This is a genomic window from Arcobacter defluvii, from assembly GCF_013201725.1.
GTDB lineage: Bacteria > Campylobacterota > Campylobacteria > Campylobacterales > Arcobacteraceae > Aliarcobacter > Aliarcobacter defluvii.
In genome coordinates, this window is the sequence record NZ_CP053835.1 from 1,874,654 (window position 1) to 1,893,345 (window position 18,692).

Consider the following 18,692-nt stretch of genomic DNA (forward strand, 5'->3'; position numbering starts at 1 on the left):
GATAATTCTTAAAAGTTATCAAATAAATATTTTCAAAAAAAATGCATTTTAACTAATTTTTTAGTAATATTTGTTTAAATCTATTTTTTTTAATAAGATGTTTAATTAATTTGGGTATAATATCCGACCATCTTAATAAAGAGGATTTCCGAACACAATGAGCGTAAAAGATATAAATAAAACTATCGAGCAATTGGTAAAAGAATACAAAGATTCTATACTTACCTATGAGAAAATTATTAAAATCTTTCCTAAAGCACCTTCAGGTCCAAACATTAAAAAACTTTTAGCATTAATACAATTATATAATGTAACTGTAATTAGTTCTCAAGAACAAGCAAAAAGAATGAATGCTGAAGAAGCTAAAAAAAGAAAAGAATTAAGAGAAAAGTTAATCGAAAACGAAGATGACGTTTACGATTTATTAAAAAATAAAGAACTACTTGAATGGTCAAGATCAGATTCTCCTGTAAGAATGTATCTTAGAGAAATGGGACAAATTCCTCTTTTAACAAAAGAAGAAGAAGTTGAAATTTCTAAAAAAATAGAAATGGGTGAAGATATTATTCTTGATGCTATTTGTTATGTACCATATCTAATTGATTTTATTTTGGAATATAAAGAACCTTTAGTAAATAGAGAAAGAAAAGTAAAAGAATTATTTAAAAATTTTGATGATGATGATTCTGAAAATGAAGATGAAGAAAACTTAGAAGATGAAGATATTGAAGATGAAGATATTGATAGTGAATCTGATGAATCTGATGAAGAAAAAGTTAGTGGAAAAAAACAGAAAAAACTTGATAAAAGAGCACAAACTATTATTGAAGCCTTCAAAAATTTAGAAAAAGCTAAAAAAGATTGGCTTAAATTTTCTGTAAAAGAGACTGCAAAATCAGATGATGAAGTTGATCAAATGACTTTCAATCTTGCTGTTGCATTTAAAAAGAAAATTTTAAAAGAAGCTTTATTAGATTTAGGTCCAACTTCTAAACTTATTACTGAAATTGTAAAAGCGATGGAAACTGCACTTAAATCTGATACTGGTTTTGATAGTGAATTAAAAAGATTAGAATATAAATTACCATTATTTAATGAAACTTTATTAAAAAATCACAAGAAGATTTTAGATAATATTGTTAATTTATCAAAAGCACAAATTACATCTATGGTTCCAGAAGCAACTATGGTTTCTACTTATATGGAAATAAAAAAACTTTTCCAAACAGCAGAAGCAAGTAAGGGAGGATTTGATTTATCACCTGAAGAACTAAGAGATGTTCTTGAGCAAATAAAAAGAGGTAAACAAATTACTGATACTTCAAAAACAAGGATGGCAAAATCAAATCTAAGACTTGTTGTATCAATTGCAAAAAGATATACAAATAGAGGTTTACCCTTCCTTGACTTAATTCAAGAAGGAAACATCGGTCTTATGAAGGCTGTTGATAAGTTTGAATATAAAAAAGGTTATAAATTTTCTACTTATGCAACATGGTGGATTAGACAAGCAATTTCAAGAGCAATTGCAGATCAAGCTAGAACTATTAGAATTCCTATTCATATGATTGAAACTATTAATAGAATTAATAAAATCATCAGAAAAGGTATCCAAGAAAATGGAAAAGAGCCTGATGTTGATGAAATCGCAAAAGAAGTAGGACTTCCTGTTGATAAAGTAAAACAAGTTATTAAAATTACAAAAGAGCCTGTATCTTTAGAAGCTCCTATTGGAAGTGATGATGATGGTAAATTTGGAGATTTTGTTCCTGATGAAAAAGCTCCAACACCAGTTGATAATATCATGAAAGAAGATTTACAAGGTCAAATTGATCAAATTTTAGGTCAATTAAATGAAAGAGAACAAGCTGTTATTAGAATGAGATTTGGTCTTATGGAAGATGCAAGTGATAGAACATTAGAAGAAATTGGAAAAGAACTTTCTGTAACAAGAGAAAGAGTTAGACAAATTGAATCAAGTGCCATTAAAAAATTAAAGCATCCAAAAGTTGGTAAAAATCTTAAAAATTATGTAGAAAGTTAGAAAGATGAGTTTTTTTGAAGAATGGGTTGAGCTGGACTTAAATCCTGTATTATCTTTTTCATCTAGCTCTAAAATAATATATTCTAATTCAGAAGCTCAATTTTTATTAAATAGAATAAAACAAAAAGAACTATTTGATTTAGCGTTAACATATGCTCCAAAAACTTTTGGAGCATTAACTTCTTATATAGATTTAACAATTAAAAATTATACATTTTATGCAATTACAGTTATGTATGAAAATGAAGATGAAATTCATATGAAACTATATAAAAGTGCAATGGTAAAAAAAGAATCAAAATTAAATATAAAAAATATTAATAGTACAAATATTTTTACGTTAGTTGATTTAGCAATTTCTACAAGTAAAATTAAAACTGATATAAATTTTACAAAAAATTATGATCCTTCAATTCCTGAATTTAAATTAGACGCAAGTTCATTCATAAAAACGTTAAATCAGATTTTTGAAGCATTTACAGGAAGAAAACAAGTTTCTTGCTCTATTTTATTGAAAATTGGTGAATATATAAAAATTGATGGAAAAAAATATTCTTTAATTAGTGTAGAAATTGCCTCGAATGAAAGTGGAGATTTCTCAAAAATCAATCTAAAAGAGAATCATCACTCTTTTATATTAACTGCTGATGATAGTAAAGTAACTATAGATTTACCTCTAATTTTATAATTTCAAAGCTATTTTCTAGTTAGCTTTGAAATTAGAACTCCTAGTGGAACGATACCTAATCCAATTATAAAAGCAATTGGAATAAATATTTTATTATTATTCAATGCAAAAAAACCAAAAATCAAAAATCCATATCCAATAACTCTATAAAGAGATAAAAAACCACCTGTCGCAAAAAGTGTATTCTTAAATGTATTCTTTTTTACTTTTGATTTTTCATCATTTATTATTTCTTTAATTTTTTCAGGTGTAAGCTCTGATTCTGGAATTTCTTCATATTCAGTATATAAATCGTATGGATCATCAATTTCATCAATTTTATCTCTATTTTCTAAAGTAGATGATTTTGATAAATCTAAATTTGATAATCTATTTTGAATATTTTTTTTATAAGAATAAAAAGAAGCAATTGTAATAAATAAAGAAGATACAAAAGCTACTTGAGTATTTAATAACCAAATATTATTTTGAAAAATTAATGTATAAATAAAAATGCAAAGGTCTAAAAAAATAAAAACCCTTACAAATCTAACAACTTCTGGATTAATCTTCATCATCAAAAGATTTATCTCCATGTTTAGCTCTATATGAATATCTAGGATCGTTTTCCATCCCCTCAAACTCTTTTTGAGCTCTCTTATATGCTTTATAAACATTCATAAAAGCAGCTAAAACTCCCCAAAAAATACCAAGCCATAAAGTCCAAGTATATCCAGTTAATTGTTTTAAACCATATCCAATACCAAAACCTATTATAATTGCAGCAACAATAGATATACCTAATGATAGATTATCTAAAGCAGCTATTTTATCTTGATGTTTTGGTTTTTCATATTCTTCTTGCATAATTATCCAATATAAGTACAACAATAATCTGTTATTTCAATTACTTTTATATCAAAACTACAATTTGCTGGAACTTCAAAATATTCACCTGGTCCATATGTTTCCCAATTACTATCACCACAAGCAACAAGTACTTCAACTTTTCCTGCAATAATTTCCATATGCTCTGCTTCATTTGTACCAAATGTATATTCACCTGGCATCATAATACCTAAAGATTTTTTAATACCTTTTTCATCTACAAAACTTCTACTTGTAACTTTTCCATCGAAATAAATATTCGCTTTTTTTGTTAATTCTACATTTTTTAATACTGGCATAATTTTCCTTTTTATTTTAATATTAAATTTCTTTTAACACTTTGGCAAAGCCAAACTTAAAGAAACAAACTCTAGAGAGAACAACTAGTTGTTCTTACAACTTTTGCATAATTTCATCTGCAGCATTTAAGCATACATCTATATCTTCATTTGTAATAGTAGTACAAACAAAACCTGTTTCGTATTGAGAACAAGCGAAATAAAAACCTTTTTTTAACATTTCATGGTGAAATGTTGCAAATCTTTTAAAATCACAAAGCCCTACTTCAACAAAATTCTTTGGAGCTTTTTCACAAAAGAAAAATCCAAACATACTTCCTCTTGTATCTACTTGCATAGGAATATTATATTTTGTTGCTATATCTTTTAAACCATTTACCAATTTTTTTGCTTTTGCACTTAAATCAGCATAAATTTCTGAATTTGCTTTTAATTTTCTAAGACTTACTAATCCAGCAGCCATAGCAACTGGATTACCACTTAAAGTTCCAGCTTGATATACTTTACCTTCAGGTGATAAATGTCCCATAATTTCTTTACTTGCAGCAAAAGCACCAACTGGCATACCAGCACCTATTACTTTTCCAAATGTGATAATATCACCTTGAGTTTTTAAAATTCCACTTGCACCTTTTAAACTTGCTCTAAATCCTGACATAACTTCATCAAAAATCAGAAGTGCACCATATTTATCACATAGTTCTCTACAAGTTGCTAAAAACTCTTCAGTTGCAGGAACTAATCCCATATTTCCAGCAATTGGTTCTATAATAATACAAGCAATATCAGAGCTTTCTTCAAAACATTTTTTTAAGTTTTCTATATTATTATATTCACAAACTAAAGTATGTTTTGTTAAATCAGCAGGAACTCCAGGACTACTTGGTGCTCCAAATGTTGCCATTCCTGAACCTGCTTGTACTAAAAGAGAATCTGAATGTCCATGATAACAACCTTCAAATTTGATAATATCATTTTTACCAGTAACACCACGTGCTAATCTAATTGCAGACATTGTAGCTTCTGTACCAGAACTTACAAATCTAACTTTGTCGATATTATCGTACATTTCCACAATTTCATTTGCTAATTGTGTTTCAAGTTCTGTTGGTGCTCCAAATGACAATCCATTTTTTACAGTTTTTATAACAGCTTCTTCAATATCTTTATCACAATGACCAAATATTAAAGGTCCCCAACTTTGAACAAAATCTAAGTATTTATTTCCATCTATATCATATAAATACGCTCCTTCACCTTTTTGAATAAAAGGTGGTGTTCCGCCTACACTTTTGAAGGCACGAACAGGAGAATCTACTCCTCCAGGAATCACTTTACAAGCTTCTTCATAAGCTTTTATTGATTTTTCAAACATTCACATTCCTAATTAATCATTTATTAGCGGAATTGTACTATAATCCCGCTTATGAAAATTATTATCCTAGCTTTTATTATTTCAATATCTTTACATTTGCTATTATTAAAAAAATACAAAGATAAAGAATTGCCTGAAAATACACCTAAAAAAGAGATTGTAGAAAAAAAATCTGATGTGAAATTTGTAAAATTAAAAAAAAATGAGATTCAAAAAACTGAAATAGAAAAAATTGAAACTCAAGTAGAAAAAATTGAAAAACCACAAATTACAAAAAAAGTAGAAACTGTAAAAAAAGAGATAAAAGAGAATAAATCTACTCCTAAGAAGATTGGCAAAAAAGTTGAAAGAAAAAAAGAGATAGATATTGAAAAATCTAAAAAATTCCAAAAAAGTATTTTACAAGAACAAATTGTAAAAGAAAATAACTCTTTGCAAGAAAAAACTTTAGAAAATTTTTTATCACAAAAAGAACCTATAAACAAAGAAATTCTTAATGAATTAGAGAGATTATATGGGGAAGAATATCAAAATTTTACAAAAGTACAAAAAGCTTATTTAGAAAAAAATCTAAATAATTTTCAAGTTATTACACAAAGAGTTTTAGATAGATTAGGTTATCCAAAACTTGCTGCTAAACTTAAAATTGGAGGAATAAATATTGTTGAATTTATGTTTCATCCAGATGGAAGTATAAGTGGATTAAAAATTATAAATTCTTCTGGTTATGCTGTATTAGATGATTATACAATTGAATTAATTGAAATTGCCTATAAAGATTATCCAAGACCAACAACTCCAACAAAATTAAGATTTAAAGTATTTTATAGGCTATTTTAGGGAAAGAAATGATTTTAGAAAATAAAAAAAAATATTTAAGTAGACTTTTTAAAGGTGAAATTCCATTAATAATTGTTTTTTGGTTGTGGTTTGTTTTTATTTCTATCTGTATAGAAATTTGTCTTCAAGTAAATCTTATAAAATTTGAATCTGAATACTTACAGTTTTTTATTTATTTTATGGTTTTAATATATTCAATAGCAATATTTTATATCACCTTTAAAAGTGCTTCTAAATATACAGGTTTAAAAGTTTGGTCTTTTTTAGCAAAAATTATTGTTACAATAAATTTATTTTTTTCATTAGCTCTTATTATTGAAATATATAAATACTATTTTTTAGAAGATTATCTTATTGAAAAAGATATTGAAGACTTTAAAAATAATTTACCTATACAAGTTGATGCAAATAGCATTTTGATAGATATATATATAAAAGAAAAAACTATATTTTATGTATATACTCTAATTGGTGTTGATTTAACAGAAGAAAAATCTAAAAATATTTTCAAAAAACAAATTAATGATTCCCTTTGTGATAGTGAAACTACTTTAAGTTTATTAAAAAAAGATTATATTTTATCTTATAAATATACAAATGAAAATGATGAAGAGATAATAAATATTGAAACAAAAAAAGAAAACTGTGGAGATTCAATTTATGATTTAGACATTGTAAGTAATTTATTAGAAAAGCAAGGAGTTTAAATAAAATTTTTTATATTTTATTTAAACTCAAATTATTACTTAAAAATTTTATTTTATAACTTTCTTTCATAATTATATAAATTCATATATCTAAATGCTAATAAATTTTCTAAAATTGCAAATGTCACAATAAAATTTATAAAAGAACTTCCACCATATGAAAATAACGGTAAAGGAAGCCCAACAACTGGTGCAAAACCAATAACCATTAAAACATTAATACTCATATTAAAAAATATTAAAAGTCCTAAACCGGAGGCAAAAGCTCTAATTATATAATCATCTTTAAAAAAATAATTCATTGTTAATAAATGTAAAATAATCAACAAATATAAAAAAATCAATCCTATTGCACCTAAGAATCCATATCTTTCAACGAAATAAGCAAAAATAAAATCACTTGTTGCAATTGGCAAAAATTTCAATTGTGTTTGGGTTGCATCTTCACTATCTTTTCCCGTAAGTCCACCTGAACCAATAGCTATAATTGATTGTTGAACATGATAACTAGGCTTTTCAGAAATAAAATCATGAATTCTTTTTTTCTGATAATCTTTTACCAAATAAGTATACATAAAAGGAGAAGCAACTCCAACTATAACTATTATACTAACCCATATTTTCCAATTTACACCTATTAAAAATAAAATTCCATAACCAACAAAAAGTAAAACTAAAGCTGTTCCTAAATCTGGTTCAATTGCAATTAAAACAAATGGTAACAATATATAAAATGAAAAATATATAAAATCACTAAATCCATAACCATTTTTTGGTGGTGGCTTATGTTGTATTAAATATCCTAGCATCAAAATAAATATTGGTTTAATTAGTTCTGATGGTTGAATTGTAGTTCCAATAAATGGTATATAAATCCATCTTTTTGCACCTAGTTTTGAAATTCCTATAAGTTCAACAGCAATTAGTAAAATTATTCCTATCCAGTATAAAGCTGGAATAATTCTCACCTTTTTTCTTATAGGCAACATAAATACTAAAAGAAATGCAAATATAGAAATAGTATAATACACCAATTGTTTATTAGCCAATTGTTCGTTTGTTTCACTTATTAAATGGTATGATAAGAATATCAAAGGTAAAACAAATATTATTAACAAATAATCAAAGTGTGAAATAATTCTTTTATCAATTAAACGCATAGTGAAAGAGTATCTAAATATGGATAAAAATTTTATTGTTTTTGAAACAAATAGATTGGATAAATTTTTAGCTTCACAAATTGAAGCTTCAAGAAATCAAATTGAACAACTTATAAAAAAAGAGTATGTTAAAGTAGATGGCAAGACTGTAAATAAAACAGGACTAAAATTAAAAGAAAATCAAGTAGTTGATGTCCATTTTCCAAAAGCAGAATTTAATAATATAAAAGATGAAGAGTTTATAATAAACTCTTTAGAAGGAAAAGAGGTAGAAATTATTTATGAAGATGAACATATTCTTGTAATTAATAAACCTTATAATTTAACAGTTCATGATGCACCAAGTGTAAAAGATGCAACATTAGTTGACTGGTTAAAAGTAAAGAATATCTCTTTATCTACAATTAGTGGTGAAGAAAGACATGGTATTGTTCATAGAATTGATAAAGGTACAAGTGGAGTTATGGTTGTTGCAAAAACAAATGAAGCTCATGTTGGATTATCAAAACAACTTGAAGATAAATCTATGGGAAGATATTATCTTGCAATAGTTGATATGCCATTAAAAGAAAATACAATTATTGAAAAATCAATTGGAAGAAATCCTAATAATAGATTAAAAATGTCAATTGAAAAAGATGGTAGATTTGCAAAATCAGCTTTTTCAAAAATTGCATTAAGTGATAATGAAAAATTTGAATTAATTGCAGCAAAATTATATACAGGAAGAACTCATCAAATTAGAGTTCACTTAAGTTCGATAAATAGGCATATACTTGGCGATAATTTATATGGTTTTAAGGGCGAATTAAATAAAATAAATAGATTTTATTTGCATGCTTATTATCTTTATTTAACCCATCCCATAACAAATAAGCAAATGAGTTTCAAAGCAAATTTACCAACAGATATAAATGATTTTTTAACTAAAAACTTTCAAAAGGGGAATATAGATGTTAAAATTGATGAAAGCTACATCATTAACAGTTTTACTTTTTCTATTTAGTGGTTGTACCAACATATTTGATAATTTAAATACACCAACAAAACCTAAAATTAATAACTCAGTTGAAACTGTAGATTTTAATTCTATAAAATCAATTCCAGATATGACTTCAATTGGATTTGAATGGCAAAGATCGAATGACCCAAAAGTTGTAGGATATAATTTTTATCGAATGGATTTACAAAAAGATGGAAAAACTTTAAGACTTATTAAATCTATTGATAACAGATATGCTACACATTATGTTGATAAAGATCTAGAACCAAATACAAAATATGCTTACCAAATATCTGCGAGATTAGCAGATGGTAGTGAATCTCCTACAACAGATGCATACATAGCACAAACTTTACAAAGACTTCCTGCTGTTGAATTTGTACAAGCAATTTCTGATTTACCAAATAGAATAAAAATAATTTGGAGACCACATCCAGACCCAAGAGTTCAATACTATAGAATTGAAAAATTCAATACAACTTTAAATGAATGGATTTATTTAAAAACTATAAATCAAAGATTATCAGTTGAATATATTGATACAGGGTTAGACAATAATACAGCTTATAAATATAGAGTTAAAGCATTTACATTCAATGATGTTGAATCAGCAACTTCAAAACCTGTTGTAGCAAAAACAAAACCTCTTCCAACTGGACCTTCAAATGTAAGAGCTTCAAATAACATTCCTAAAAAAATATTTTTAGCTTGGGATGTTTCCCCAACACAAGATATTATTAAATACGATATTCACCGAAGTATTTATTCATCTTTTGGATATAAAAAAGTTGGAACTGTAAATTCAAATATTCTTGAATTTACAGATAAAACAGATGATGATGGAAGAGTTTATTACTATAAAGTTATTGCTGTAGGAAAAGATGGATTAGAAAGTTCTTTTGATATTACACCTATAAAAGGGATTAGTTTACCAAAACCTGCAAAACCAGTATTAACTCTTGCACAAATTCAAAATAATAGAGCTATTTTAAACTGGAAAGCGGGAGATAATAGAGCTGTATCATATAATATTGAGAAGAAAATCAAACAAAACTTTTTTGAATATAAGTTAGTAAAATTTAATAACATAACAGATACAAGATTTGAAGATACAGATATTGTAAGCGGTGTAGAATATAAATATACAGTTCAAGCAAATGATGAGTTTGGATTAGTATCTGAAAAAACAAATGAAGCGTCATTAACAATACCAAAAACAAATTCAAAATAATAAGAAAGAATAAATGCCACATATCGTATTTGAAAGAAAAGAGTTAATAAATACACCATCAGAAAAAGATGGTGTAGAGTTTAAATTTATAGCAAAGTCATATAACTTTACTCAAAAAGAAAGAAAAATAGAATATAGAGTTGCTGTTAAAAACCAAGGAAAAGAATTTTTATTATCTTTAAAACCTAAAGATGAAAACTTTATGATAAAAGCAGATAAAGTTACGAGATTATCACCTGTTACTCTTGTAAAAAATGCTTTAAATGCCTATGTAAATCTAAATGAAGCCAATGTATTATTTTCAAATACAAATAATCTTCAAGTAAAAAAAGAGACAAAACATGAATATCTAAAAGATATAAACTATTTTGTTGATGATTTTAAGACAGATAAAGAGATTCAAATAGAGATAGGTTTTGGAAGTGGAAGACATCTTTTACATCAAGCAAAATCAAATCCAAATGTTCAATTTATTGGTCTTGAAATTCACTATCCATCAATTGAACAACTTTTAAAACAACTTGAAATTCAGGGTATTACAAATGTTTTAGTTGTAAATTATGATGCAAGATTATTTATGGAATTTATTGAATCAAACAAAGTTGGAAAAATCTTTGTTCATTTTCCGGTTCCTTGGGATAAAAAACCGCATAGAAGAATCTACTCTAATGAATTTGTAAATGAAGCTTTAAGAGTTTTAAAAGTTGGTGGAACATTAGAACTTAGAACTGATAGTAGAAAATATTTTGATTTTTGCACAGAAGTTTTAACAAATCTTCCAAAAGGAAGAATTACTATTGATATAAATAAAGATTTAGCAGTTTCTAGTAAATATGAAGATAGATGGAAAAAACAAGGTAAAAATATCTATGATGTAGTTCTAGAGGCTTTTAATGAAGATAAAAACATCAATTTAAACTTTGATTTTTCATTTGATTCAGAAATTGATTTTAGTAAAATTTTAAAAGGAATTCCTACAAAATCACTTATTGAAAAAAATTATTTTATTCACATTGAAGAATTATATATTATTGAGAATAAAAATAATTCGGGATTAATAAAAGTAACTATGGGAAATTTTGATAGACCTGTTACAAAATATTTACTTGTTGAAGAAGGAGAAATTACTTATTATCAAGGAAATCCTCTTCCAACAAGCTCAAATATAAATGCACATAAAAAATTAAAAGAGATTTTAAGTAAATGATTGAAGCTAAGAATATTTACCTTACTTATGATGATAATAAATATATTATAAAAAAAGGAAACTTTTCAATAAAACCTAAGGAGTTCATATTTATAGGTGGAAACTCAGGTAGTGGAAAATCTACTTTATTAAAATCATTTTATGGAGATATTCCTTTAAAACATGGGAGTTTAAAAATTGAAAATCAAGAAGTTTTTGGAATAAAAGGTAAAAAACTAAGACTTCTTAGAAAAGATATTGGTATTATTTTCCAAGATTATAAACTTGTAAATGAATTTACAATAGAAGAAAATATCATGATACCACTTAAAATAAATGGCTATTCTCATGAAGTTTCAAGAGATCAAGCAAATAAACTATTAGCTCATGTTAGACTTACTCATCGAGCAGGATATTATCCAAATGAGTTAAGTGGTGGAGAACAACAAAGAGTTGCAGTAGCAAGGGCTTTAGCACATAATCCAAAAATCATAATAGCAGATGAACCAACAGGAAATCTTGATGATTATTCAGCTGAAGTTGTATGGAATTTATTAAAAGGTGCAAATGAACAATTAGGTATAACTGTTGTAGTAGTAACACATAGAGTTCCTAAAAATTTAGGAATAAAATTTAGACAATTATCTATTGAGGATGGAATCATTTATGAAGTTTCTTAAAAATATATTTGCTTTTTTAATTCCATTGCTTTCTATGTTAATTGCATTTTCAATTTTTTTACTAATAAATAATGTAGTTGATAATTATAAAACTCAAATTTCAAGAGATTATTCTATAGTAATTGTAAGTAATACACCTATTGAAAAAGATACATTTAGTGAACTTGCAGGTATAAAAGTTGAAAGAATACAAGCTTTGCCAAATGAAAAAATTATTGCAAATATCAAAACTAATTTATCAAATAATTCTATCGAATTACTAAAACAAAAACTTCCAAATTTTTATCAAATATATTTAGAAATTTTTCCAACAAGTAGTGAATTAGAGGAAATAAAACAAACTTTACTTCAAAATAAAAATATTAAAAAAGTAGAAGTATTTTATAAAAACCATAATCAAATTTATCTTTTATTACTTTTACTAAATAGTGTTTCATTTATACTATTTTTTATTATTACTATTTTTGCAATAATTATTATTGCTAAGCAAATAAAACTATGGTTTCATGAACATAATATAAAAATTTCTATACTTAGATTGCATGGAGCTTCTATTTTATACAGTGCATCATCTATTTTAAATTATGCACTTCTTAGTTCTTTTTTAGCATTTTTAATTACAACTTGTTTTCTTTATTATGTTTCAAATAATATGGATGTATTATTCCCTTTGGAATTACATGATATTGTTGATATTGAAATAAATTTACCATTTGAATTGATGAAAATATTTCTACTATCTTTTTCAATTTCAATTTTTACAATATTTGGTGTATTATTAAAATATAAGATAAAAAATGACTAAAATATTTTTTCTATTATTGTTTTTTGTAAATTTGATTTTTGCTTCAAATATTGATAAAAAAATCAAACAAAATAAAGAAATTTTAAACTCAAATCTTGAAAAAAAAGAGACTACAAATCTAAAAATAAAAGATTTAGCAGATAAAATTGAATCACAAAATACAAATATTATAAATTTAGAAAAAGAGATAAAACAAGTTAATGAAGATATAGAACAACATCAGAAATTACTTGAAGATTCAAAAAATAAACTTGATGAATTAAAATCGAAATCAACTGAATTAATAAAAGAAAAAAGTAGTAATGAAGAAGAAATAGTTGACACTATCATTGAAGAGTTTTCAGTATCAATGGCATTAAAACTTGCTTCTGAAAACTCTTTACAAGAATTAATTGATAATGAAATATATACTTTATTATCTCAATATTCAAAAGAAAAAGTAACTAAATTAAATAGTACATATACTGTTTTATATACAAATACAAAAAACAATCAAAAAGATATTGAAAAAATCTCTTCATATATAGAAGATAGACAAAAAACAAAAGATAAATTAACATCTTTAAAACAAAAACATTCAAGTTCATTAGCAAATCTTGAAGAACAACATAAATCTTATCAAATAGAATTGAATAAAGTAGTAAAACAACAAGAATCATTGAAAAATTTACTTGCTGAATTAAATATTTTAAAAGAAGAAGAAGATAAAAAAATTGCACAAAGAGAAGAAGAGGAAAAAAGAAAAAAATTACAAACACTTTTAAATACTAAAAAAGGTTCAACAACAACTCAAGAAGATACAGTAAATGATGATGAAATACAAACATCTGATGTTAGAAATCAAAAATATGCAAAGAATCTAAATTTAGATGTAAAAAAAATTGGTTCTTCAACTGATGGAATAAAAATAATAAAATATAGAGGTGAAAAATCTATTGCTCCATTAAAATCATTTAAAGTTGTAAAAAATTTTGGAACATATTATGACCCAATTTATAAAATAAAACTTTTTAATGAATCTATTGTTTTAAAAAGCAATGAACCTAAAGCAAAAGTTGTAGCAGTTTTAAATGGAAAAGTTGTTTATGCTAAAAAAAATGCAGGTATGCTTGATAATGTTGTAATTATTCAACATGAAGGTGGATTACACACTATTTACTCTCATTTAGATGAAATTTCTCCAACTTTAGTTGTAGGAAAATGGATAAAACAAGGATACGTTGTTGGAAGAGTTGATGATAGTTTAATGTTTCAAGTAACGAAAGATTCATCTCATATTGATCCAAAAGATTTGTTTAAAATATGAAACTTTTTATAGATGGTGATGCTTTTCCAAATTTGTTAAAACCAATTGTTTTAAGAGCTATTGAAAAACAAAAAATAGATACAATTGTAATTGCAAATAAAAAAATCAATATAGGCACTTCTAATTATATAAAATATATAATTGTTGATACAAAACAAGATGAAGCAGATGATAAGATAATTGAAATGTTGCAAGAAAATGACCTTGTAATAACAGCAGATATTCCACTAGCTGATAGAACTATACAAAAAAATGCCCATGCAATAGACCATAGAGGTGCAACTTATACGCAAGATAATATAAAACAGTATCTTGCAATTAGGAATTTAATGCAAGAAATAAGAGATAGTGGAGAAATGACAAAAGGTCCAGCTCCTTTTAGTCAAAAAGATGCACAACAATTTGCAAATTCATTTAATGCTTTTTTGCAAAAATATTACAAATAATAAGGATTTACCATAATTTTAATAGACCAATCAACAAAAAATCAATTTAGAATTTTTTGTAAAGAAAACAACATCACAGATATGGAAAAAGCTGTTCAATACTTTATAGTATTTGGTGGTTTAAATATAAAAATAGATACAAACAAACCAATACTAGAACTAATAGAACAACATATTTTAAATAACTATTTACAATTAAGAAATGAAATTCACAGTTTAACAGGTGGTTATAAAGTTGACCATGCTATTTTAACAGGAATAGCTCAAGGCGATAGAAGAACAAATTCATCTTTTAAAAGAGCATTTGTTAGTTTTGAAGAAGGTTCTAAATGTGTTGAAAAATTAGTTGAAAGAGGAATAATAGAAGTTGAATCATCTCAACATCACTTAGCAAATAAAAGAGGTGATGACAAAGTTGCAAGAAAACTTCTATTTACTACACCATTTTTAAGATTTTGGTTTGCTTTTGTTTCTCCAATTTATAAAGGTATAAAAGAGAAAAATTATGAAGAATTTTATACTCTTTTTGAAAACAAACAAGCTGAATTTGGGAACTTTGTATTTGAAGAATTATCAATGGAATTTATCAGAGATTTATTAAGTGAAGACCCAATAAAACAGTTTGGAAAATATTGGGATGAAAAAAGAGAAATAGATTTAGTTGCAAAAACAACAAGTGGAAAAATTATTGCAGGAAATTGTAAATATATAAACTCTAAAATCAAAAAAAATGAATTAAATAAACTAATGGATGATTGTAAAAGTGCAGGTCTAAATGTAGATATCTTTGTAATCTTTAGTAAAAATGGATTTTCAAATGAGTTAAAATCACTAAAAAGTGATTCTTTAAAACTATTTACGCCAAAGAGCTTTAAGCTATTATTAGCTTAAACCTCGTTCATTCTTCTTTCAAACTCTTTATTCATATCATCAAGTTTGAATTGAGTTGCTTCAAGTAATTCAAATTTTTGTTCAATCTCTTTTTCAATTTTTGGAATATCTCTTGAAAGTTTAACTCTTGCATCTTCTAGTGCATCTTCAAGTTTTTCTATTTGTTCTTCTAAATCTTGAATCTCTTTTTTAAGTGGTGCTGTTGCTTTACTTTTTTCAGAAACAATTGCAGCTCTTAATTTTTTGCTCTCTTTTTTATTTACTTTTGGTTTTTCAACTTTTTTCTTTTCAACTGTATCATCTTCATCCCAACCAATTTTTTCTAAAAATTCGTCATAAGTTCCATTGAAATAATCAGCTCCATCGTTTGTAAATACAATCAATCTATCACAAACAGCTCTTAATAAATCTTCACTGTGCGTTACAATAATACAAGAACCTTCAAAAGCTTTAATTGCATTTGTAAGAGCATCAATAGAATCCATATCAAGGTGGTTTGTAGGCTCATCTAGGAAAAGTAAGTTTACATCTTTTGCTATAATTTTTCCAAGCATTACCCTACTTTTTTCTCCTCCCGAAAGAAGTGAAATTTTCTTTTTAGCATTATCTCCACTGAACATCATTAATCCAGCTATTCCTCTAATAGTTGACTCAGGAAGTTTTACATTTGTAGAGTGAATTTCATCCATAATCGTATTGTTTTTATTTAAATGAGAAATATTTGTTTGCCCAAAATGTCCAAAAACTGTACTTGTATGATAATCAATTGTTCCAGTTAAAGCTTTTAATTCTCCTGCAATTACATTTAATAGTGTAGATTTACCTTTACCATTTTTCCCGATGATTCCAAGAGTTTCACCACGACTAAGAGCAAAAGAAATATCTTTAAACAAAATATTTTCAGGTGTATATCCAAAACTCACATCTTTTACTTCAAGTAAAAATTTTGCTGCTGTATCTTTATAATTGAAATTAAAACTTAGATTTGAATCATATTGTAAATCTTCCATAACTTCCATTTTTTCAAGGATTTTTACTTTTGATTGAGCTAGTGTTGCTGTTGCTGCACGTGCCTTGTTTTTTGCAATAAACTCTTCAAGTTCTTTGATTTTTTTCTCTTGAGCTATTTTTTGTTTTTCATAATGTTCTTCATTTGAAGCTAAAAGTTCATAAAATTTATGTGTACTTCCTTGAACCATAAAAGCACTTTTTCTAATAATACCCATAGTATGAGTACAAACACTATCCATAAAATCTCTATCGTGAGTGATAAGAATTACTTCACCTTCAAAAGATTTTAAAAAGGCTTTTAGCCATCTAATAGATAAAATATCCAAGTAGTTTGTAGGCTCATCAAGTAAAAGCATATTTGGTTCAGTTAAAAGAAGTTTTGCTAAGTTTATTCTGATTTGATAACCACCTGAAAACTCTTTTGGCGCTTTTTCTAAATCTTCTTGAGAAAATCCAAGTCCAAATAAAATCTTTTCAGCTTTATAAATGTTATATTTATCATCTTCACTCAAAGCTAAAGCTGTCTCATCAAGTAGAGTTTTTTCTGTAAAATCAAAGTATTGCTTTAAAGCACCTATCTTATAATTTTTAGGAAGTGCTATCTCACCACTATCTGGTTGTTCTTCCCCTAAAATTAGTTTAAAAAGTGTTGATTTTCCACTTCCATTTCTTCCCACAAGTCCAACTTTATTTCCAGCATTTAATCTTAAATCTAAGTTACTATAAAGTTCATTTGTTGGATAACTTTTTGATATGTTTACTAGTTCTATCATTATTCTTCTTTTATTGTATTATTCTGTTTTTTAAGGTTGCGATTATACGATATATGTGGTTATATGTTGATTAGAAAGTTAAAATAAAAAAAGGTAAGAAGAAAACTTCTTACCTTTTAATTAAAAAATACCATAAAAATTAGTGTAAATCAGCGTTTAGTTTGATTTCTCTTGTACTTCTCATAGCAATAGTTTGACCAGTTGAAGAATTTACTCTAAAGTGAACTCCATTTACTCCGATAAAATCGCTACCTTTCATAACAGTAGAGATTTCTTTTCCAGGATTTATAGCTTTTAATGCTTCAACAGCTTTATCAGATAATGCGATTTTTGTTCCAGGAAGGATTGTAACACCTGCATCTAAAATACAACCATCACCGATAGTTGTTCCAGTACAAGAATTTGCTCCTAAAAGTGTGTTTTCTCCAATAGTAACAGGCACACCATCAGTTCCAGATAAAACTCCTAGAATTGAAGCTCCTCCACCAACATCAGACCCAGCTCCAACAACAGCACTTGAAGAGATTCTTCCTTCAACCATAACTGAACCTAAAGTTCCAGCATTGAAGTTGATATAAGCAGCACCTGGCATAACTGTAGTTCCAGCAGCTAATTGTGCTCCCATTCTAACTTTTGAAGACTCTAAAATTCTTGTATTATCAGCAGGAATAATGTGTTGTAAGAATCTTGGGAATTTATCAACAAAATCAATATTTGGATATTTACCTGAAAGTTTTAATACAATCTCATTTGCTCTTAACCAATCTAATTCAATTGGTTGATTTCCAATCCAAGCGCAGTTGTGTAATTTACCAAATGCACCATTTAAATTAAGACTTCTTAATGCTGCTTTTCCAGTTGAAAGTGCATAAAGTTTTAAATATACAGCTTCTGTTGATTCAGGTGCTGCATCTTCAAAAATAAATACTACTCTATAATCATCAGCACTTAATCCTGAATCTATTGGTAAAGATGCTAATGTTGAAACAACTTGAACATTTTTATGTGCATCACCTTTTGCTTCTGGAATAAATGGTCTAAAAGCTTCAATACAAGAAGTTAAAAATTCATCTGAAATTTTGCATACTAATTCTGATTTTGATGTATCAACATCAACTCCAGCAACTTTTAAAGCGTTTAATAATACTGCTGCACTTCCAAAATTCTCATTCCAATTTATTACAGGGAAAGTCGCTTGTAGTATTTTATCTTTATTTATTTGTCCTCTATCAACTTTTGCAATACCAAATCCGATTGGATTTTTGTACCAAGGTTGTGATTGAATATCATCTACTAATTGTTTAAATTCATCTTTTGTATAAGCCATTAGTTCTCCTATTAAATTTTTGGTGTATTTTACAATAAAGTTGACTAATATAA

General features: G+C 26.3%; 19 protein-coding genes. 12 read left to right on the forward strand and 7 right to left on the reverse strand.

Annotation, left to right across the window (positions count from 1 at the left end; translation table 11 throughout):
- The first annotated feature begins 157 nt into the window (after window positions 1–157).
- Window positions 158–2,044 (forward strand): RNA polymerase sigma factor RpoD, encoded by a 1,887-nt coding sequence (rpoD, locus tag ADFLV_RS09390; protein ID WP_014474488.1) that lies wholly within the window; start codon window positions 158–160, stop codon window positions 2,042–2,044.
- A gap of 4 nt (window positions 2,045–2,048) precedes the next feature.
- On the forward strand, window positions 2,049–2,732 hold the full coding sequence (locus tag ADFLV_RS09395; RefSeq protein ID WP_014474489.1) for a hypothetical protein: 684 nt from the start codon (window positions 2,049–2,051) through the stop codon (window positions 2,730–2,732).
- An 8-nt stretch (window positions 2,733–2,740) separates the two neighbouring features.
- On the opposite strand, the gene ADFLV_RS09400 is transcribed toward ADFLV_RS09395, so the two are convergent.
- From ADFLV_RS09400 to hemL, 4 genes are all read right to left on the reverse strand, one after another.
- Window positions 2,741–3,289 (reverse strand): hypothetical protein, encoded by a 549-nt coding sequence (locus tag ADFLV_RS09400; RefSeq protein ID WP_164968514.1) that lies wholly within the window; start codon window positions 3,287–3,289, stop codon window positions 2,741–2,743.
- The gene (locus tag ADFLV_RS09405) at window positions 3,276–3,578 is read right to left on the reverse strand and encodes an AtpZ/AtpI family protein (protein ID WP_172658780.1); all 303 of its coding nucleotides are present in this window, start codon (window positions 3,576–3,578) and stop codon (window positions 3,276–3,278) included. The genes ADFLV_RS09400 and ADFLV_RS09405 overlap by 14 nt, the downstream gene beginning before the upstream one ends.
- A gap of 2 nt (window positions 3,579–3,580) precedes the next feature.
- Window positions 3,581–3,898 (reverse strand): pyrimidine/purine nucleoside phosphorylase, encoded by a 318-nt coding sequence (gene ppnP / locus ADFLV_RS09410; protein ID WP_014474492.1) that lies wholly within the window; start codon window positions 3,896–3,898, stop codon window positions 3,581–3,583.
- A 94-nt stretch (window positions 3,899–3,992) separates the two neighbouring features.
- Window positions 3,993–5,273 (reverse strand): glutamate-1-semialdehyde 2,1-aminomutase, encoded by a 1,281-nt coding sequence (gene hemL / locus ADFLV_RS09415; RefSeq protein WP_129011297.1) that lies wholly within the window; start codon window positions 5,271–5,273, stop codon window positions 3,993–3,995.
- A gap of 129 nt (window positions 5,274–5,402) precedes the next feature.
- On the opposite strand from hemL, the gene ADFLV_RS09420 reads away from it, so the two are divergent.
- Both ADFLV_RS09420 and ADFLV_RS09425 read left to right on the forward strand, forming a co-directional pair.
- Window positions 5,403–6,113, forward strand: a complete 711-nt coding sequence (locus tag ADFLV_RS09420) for an energy transducer TonB (RefSeq protein ID WP_172658781.1) — start codon at window positions 5,403–5,405, stop codon at window positions 6,111–6,113.
- Between the two features lie 8 nt (window positions 6,114–6,121).
- The gene (locus tag ADFLV_RS09425; protein ID WP_129011298.1) at window positions 6,122–6,820 is read left to right on the forward strand and encodes a hypothetical protein; all 699 of its coding nucleotides are present in this window, start codon (window positions 6,122–6,124) and stop codon (window positions 6,818–6,820) included.
- Window positions 6,821–6,873: 53 nt separating this feature from the next.
- On the opposite strand, the gene ADFLV_RS09430 is transcribed toward ADFLV_RS09425, so the two are convergent.
- Window positions 6,874–7,980, reverse strand: a complete 1,107-nt coding sequence (locus ADFLV_RS09430; RefSeq protein ID WP_129011299.1) for an FtsW/RodA/SpoVE family cell cycle protein — start codon at window positions 7,978–7,980, stop codon at window positions 6,874–6,876.
- Window positions 7,981–7,999: 19 nt separating this feature from the next.
- On the opposite strand from ADFLV_RS09430, the gene ADFLV_RS09435 reads away from it, so the two are divergent.
- The 8 genes from ADFLV_RS09435 (at window position 8,000) to ADFLV_RS09470 (ending at window position 15,528) form a co-directional block, all read left to right on the forward strand.
- Window positions 8,000–8,986 carry an RluA family pseudouridine synthase gene (locus ADFLV_RS09435; RefSeq protein ID WP_129011300.1) on the forward strand — a complete coding sequence of 329 codons (987 nt, stop codon included), beginning with the start codon at window positions 8,000–8,002 and terminating at the stop codon, window positions 8,984–8,986.
- Entirely contained in the window at window positions 8,934–10,214 is a 1,281-nt protein-coding gene (locus ADFLV_RS09440) for a fibronectin type III domain-containing protein (protein WP_228712384.1), read from the forward strand. The genes ADFLV_RS09435 and ADFLV_RS09440 overlap by 53 nt, the downstream gene beginning before the upstream one ends.
- 13 nt (window positions 10,215–10,227) lie before the next feature.
- Window positions 10,228–11,421, forward strand: coding sequence for a tRNA (guanosine(46)-N7)-methyltransferase TrmB (gene trmB, locus ADFLV_RS09445; protein WP_129011301.1), 1,194 nt, complete (start codon window positions 10,228–10,230; stop codon window positions 11,419–11,421).
- Window positions 11,418–12,080: a cell division ATP-binding protein FtsE gene (locus ADFLV_RS09450; RefSeq protein ID WP_014474500.1), complete on the forward strand. Its 663-nt coding sequence runs from the start codon at window positions 11,418–11,420 to the stop codon at window positions 12,078–12,080. Before trmB ends, ADFLV_RS09450 begins: the two co-directional genes overlap by 4 nt.
- On the forward strand, window positions 12,067–12,885 hold the full coding sequence (locus ADFLV_RS09455; protein WP_014474501.1) for a hypothetical protein: 819 nt from the start codon (window positions 12,067–12,069) through the stop codon (window positions 12,883–12,885). The genes ADFLV_RS09450 and ADFLV_RS09455 overlap by 14 nt, the downstream gene beginning before the upstream one ends.
- Window positions 12,878–14,191, forward strand: a complete 1,314-nt coding sequence (locus ADFLV_RS09460; protein ID WP_014474502.1) for a murein hydrolase activator EnvC family protein — start codon at window positions 12,878–12,880, stop codon at window positions 14,189–14,191. Before ADFLV_RS09455 ends, ADFLV_RS09460 begins: the two co-directional genes overlap by 8 nt.
- Window positions 14,188–14,637, forward strand: coding sequence for a YaiI/YqxD family protein (locus ADFLV_RS09465; protein ID WP_129011302.1), 450 nt, complete (start codon window positions 14,188–14,190; stop codon window positions 14,635–14,637). The genes ADFLV_RS09460 and ADFLV_RS09465 overlap by 4 nt, the downstream gene beginning before the upstream one ends.
- An 81-nt stretch (window positions 14,638–14,718) precedes the next feature.
- Window positions 14,719–15,528, forward strand: a complete 810-nt coding sequence (locus tag ADFLV_RS09470) for a DUF234 domain-containing protein (RefSeq protein WP_228712385.1) — start codon at window positions 14,719–14,721, stop codon at window positions 15,526–15,528.
- On the opposite strand, the gene ADFLV_RS09475 is transcribed toward ADFLV_RS09470, so the two are convergent.
- Together ADFLV_RS09475 and ADFLV_RS09480 are read right to left on the reverse strand one after the other, a co-directional pair.
- Window positions 15,525–17,312: an ABC-F family ATP-binding cassette domain-containing protein gene (locus ADFLV_RS09475; RefSeq protein WP_129011304.1), complete on the reverse strand. Its 1,788-nt coding sequence runs from the start codon at window positions 17,310–17,312 to the stop codon at window positions 15,525–15,527. The genes ADFLV_RS09470 and ADFLV_RS09475 overlap by 4 nt on opposite strands.
- Window positions 17,313–17,451: 139 nt before the next feature.
- Window positions 17,452–18,639 carry a tetrahydrodipicolinate N-succinyltransferase N-terminal domain-containing protein gene (locus tag ADFLV_RS09480; RefSeq protein ID WP_129011305.1) on the reverse strand — a complete coding sequence of 396 codons (1,188 nt, stop codon included), beginning with the start codon at window positions 18,637–18,639 and terminating at the stop codon, window positions 17,452–17,454.
- Between the last annotated feature and the right edge of the window lie 53 nt (window positions 18,640–18,692).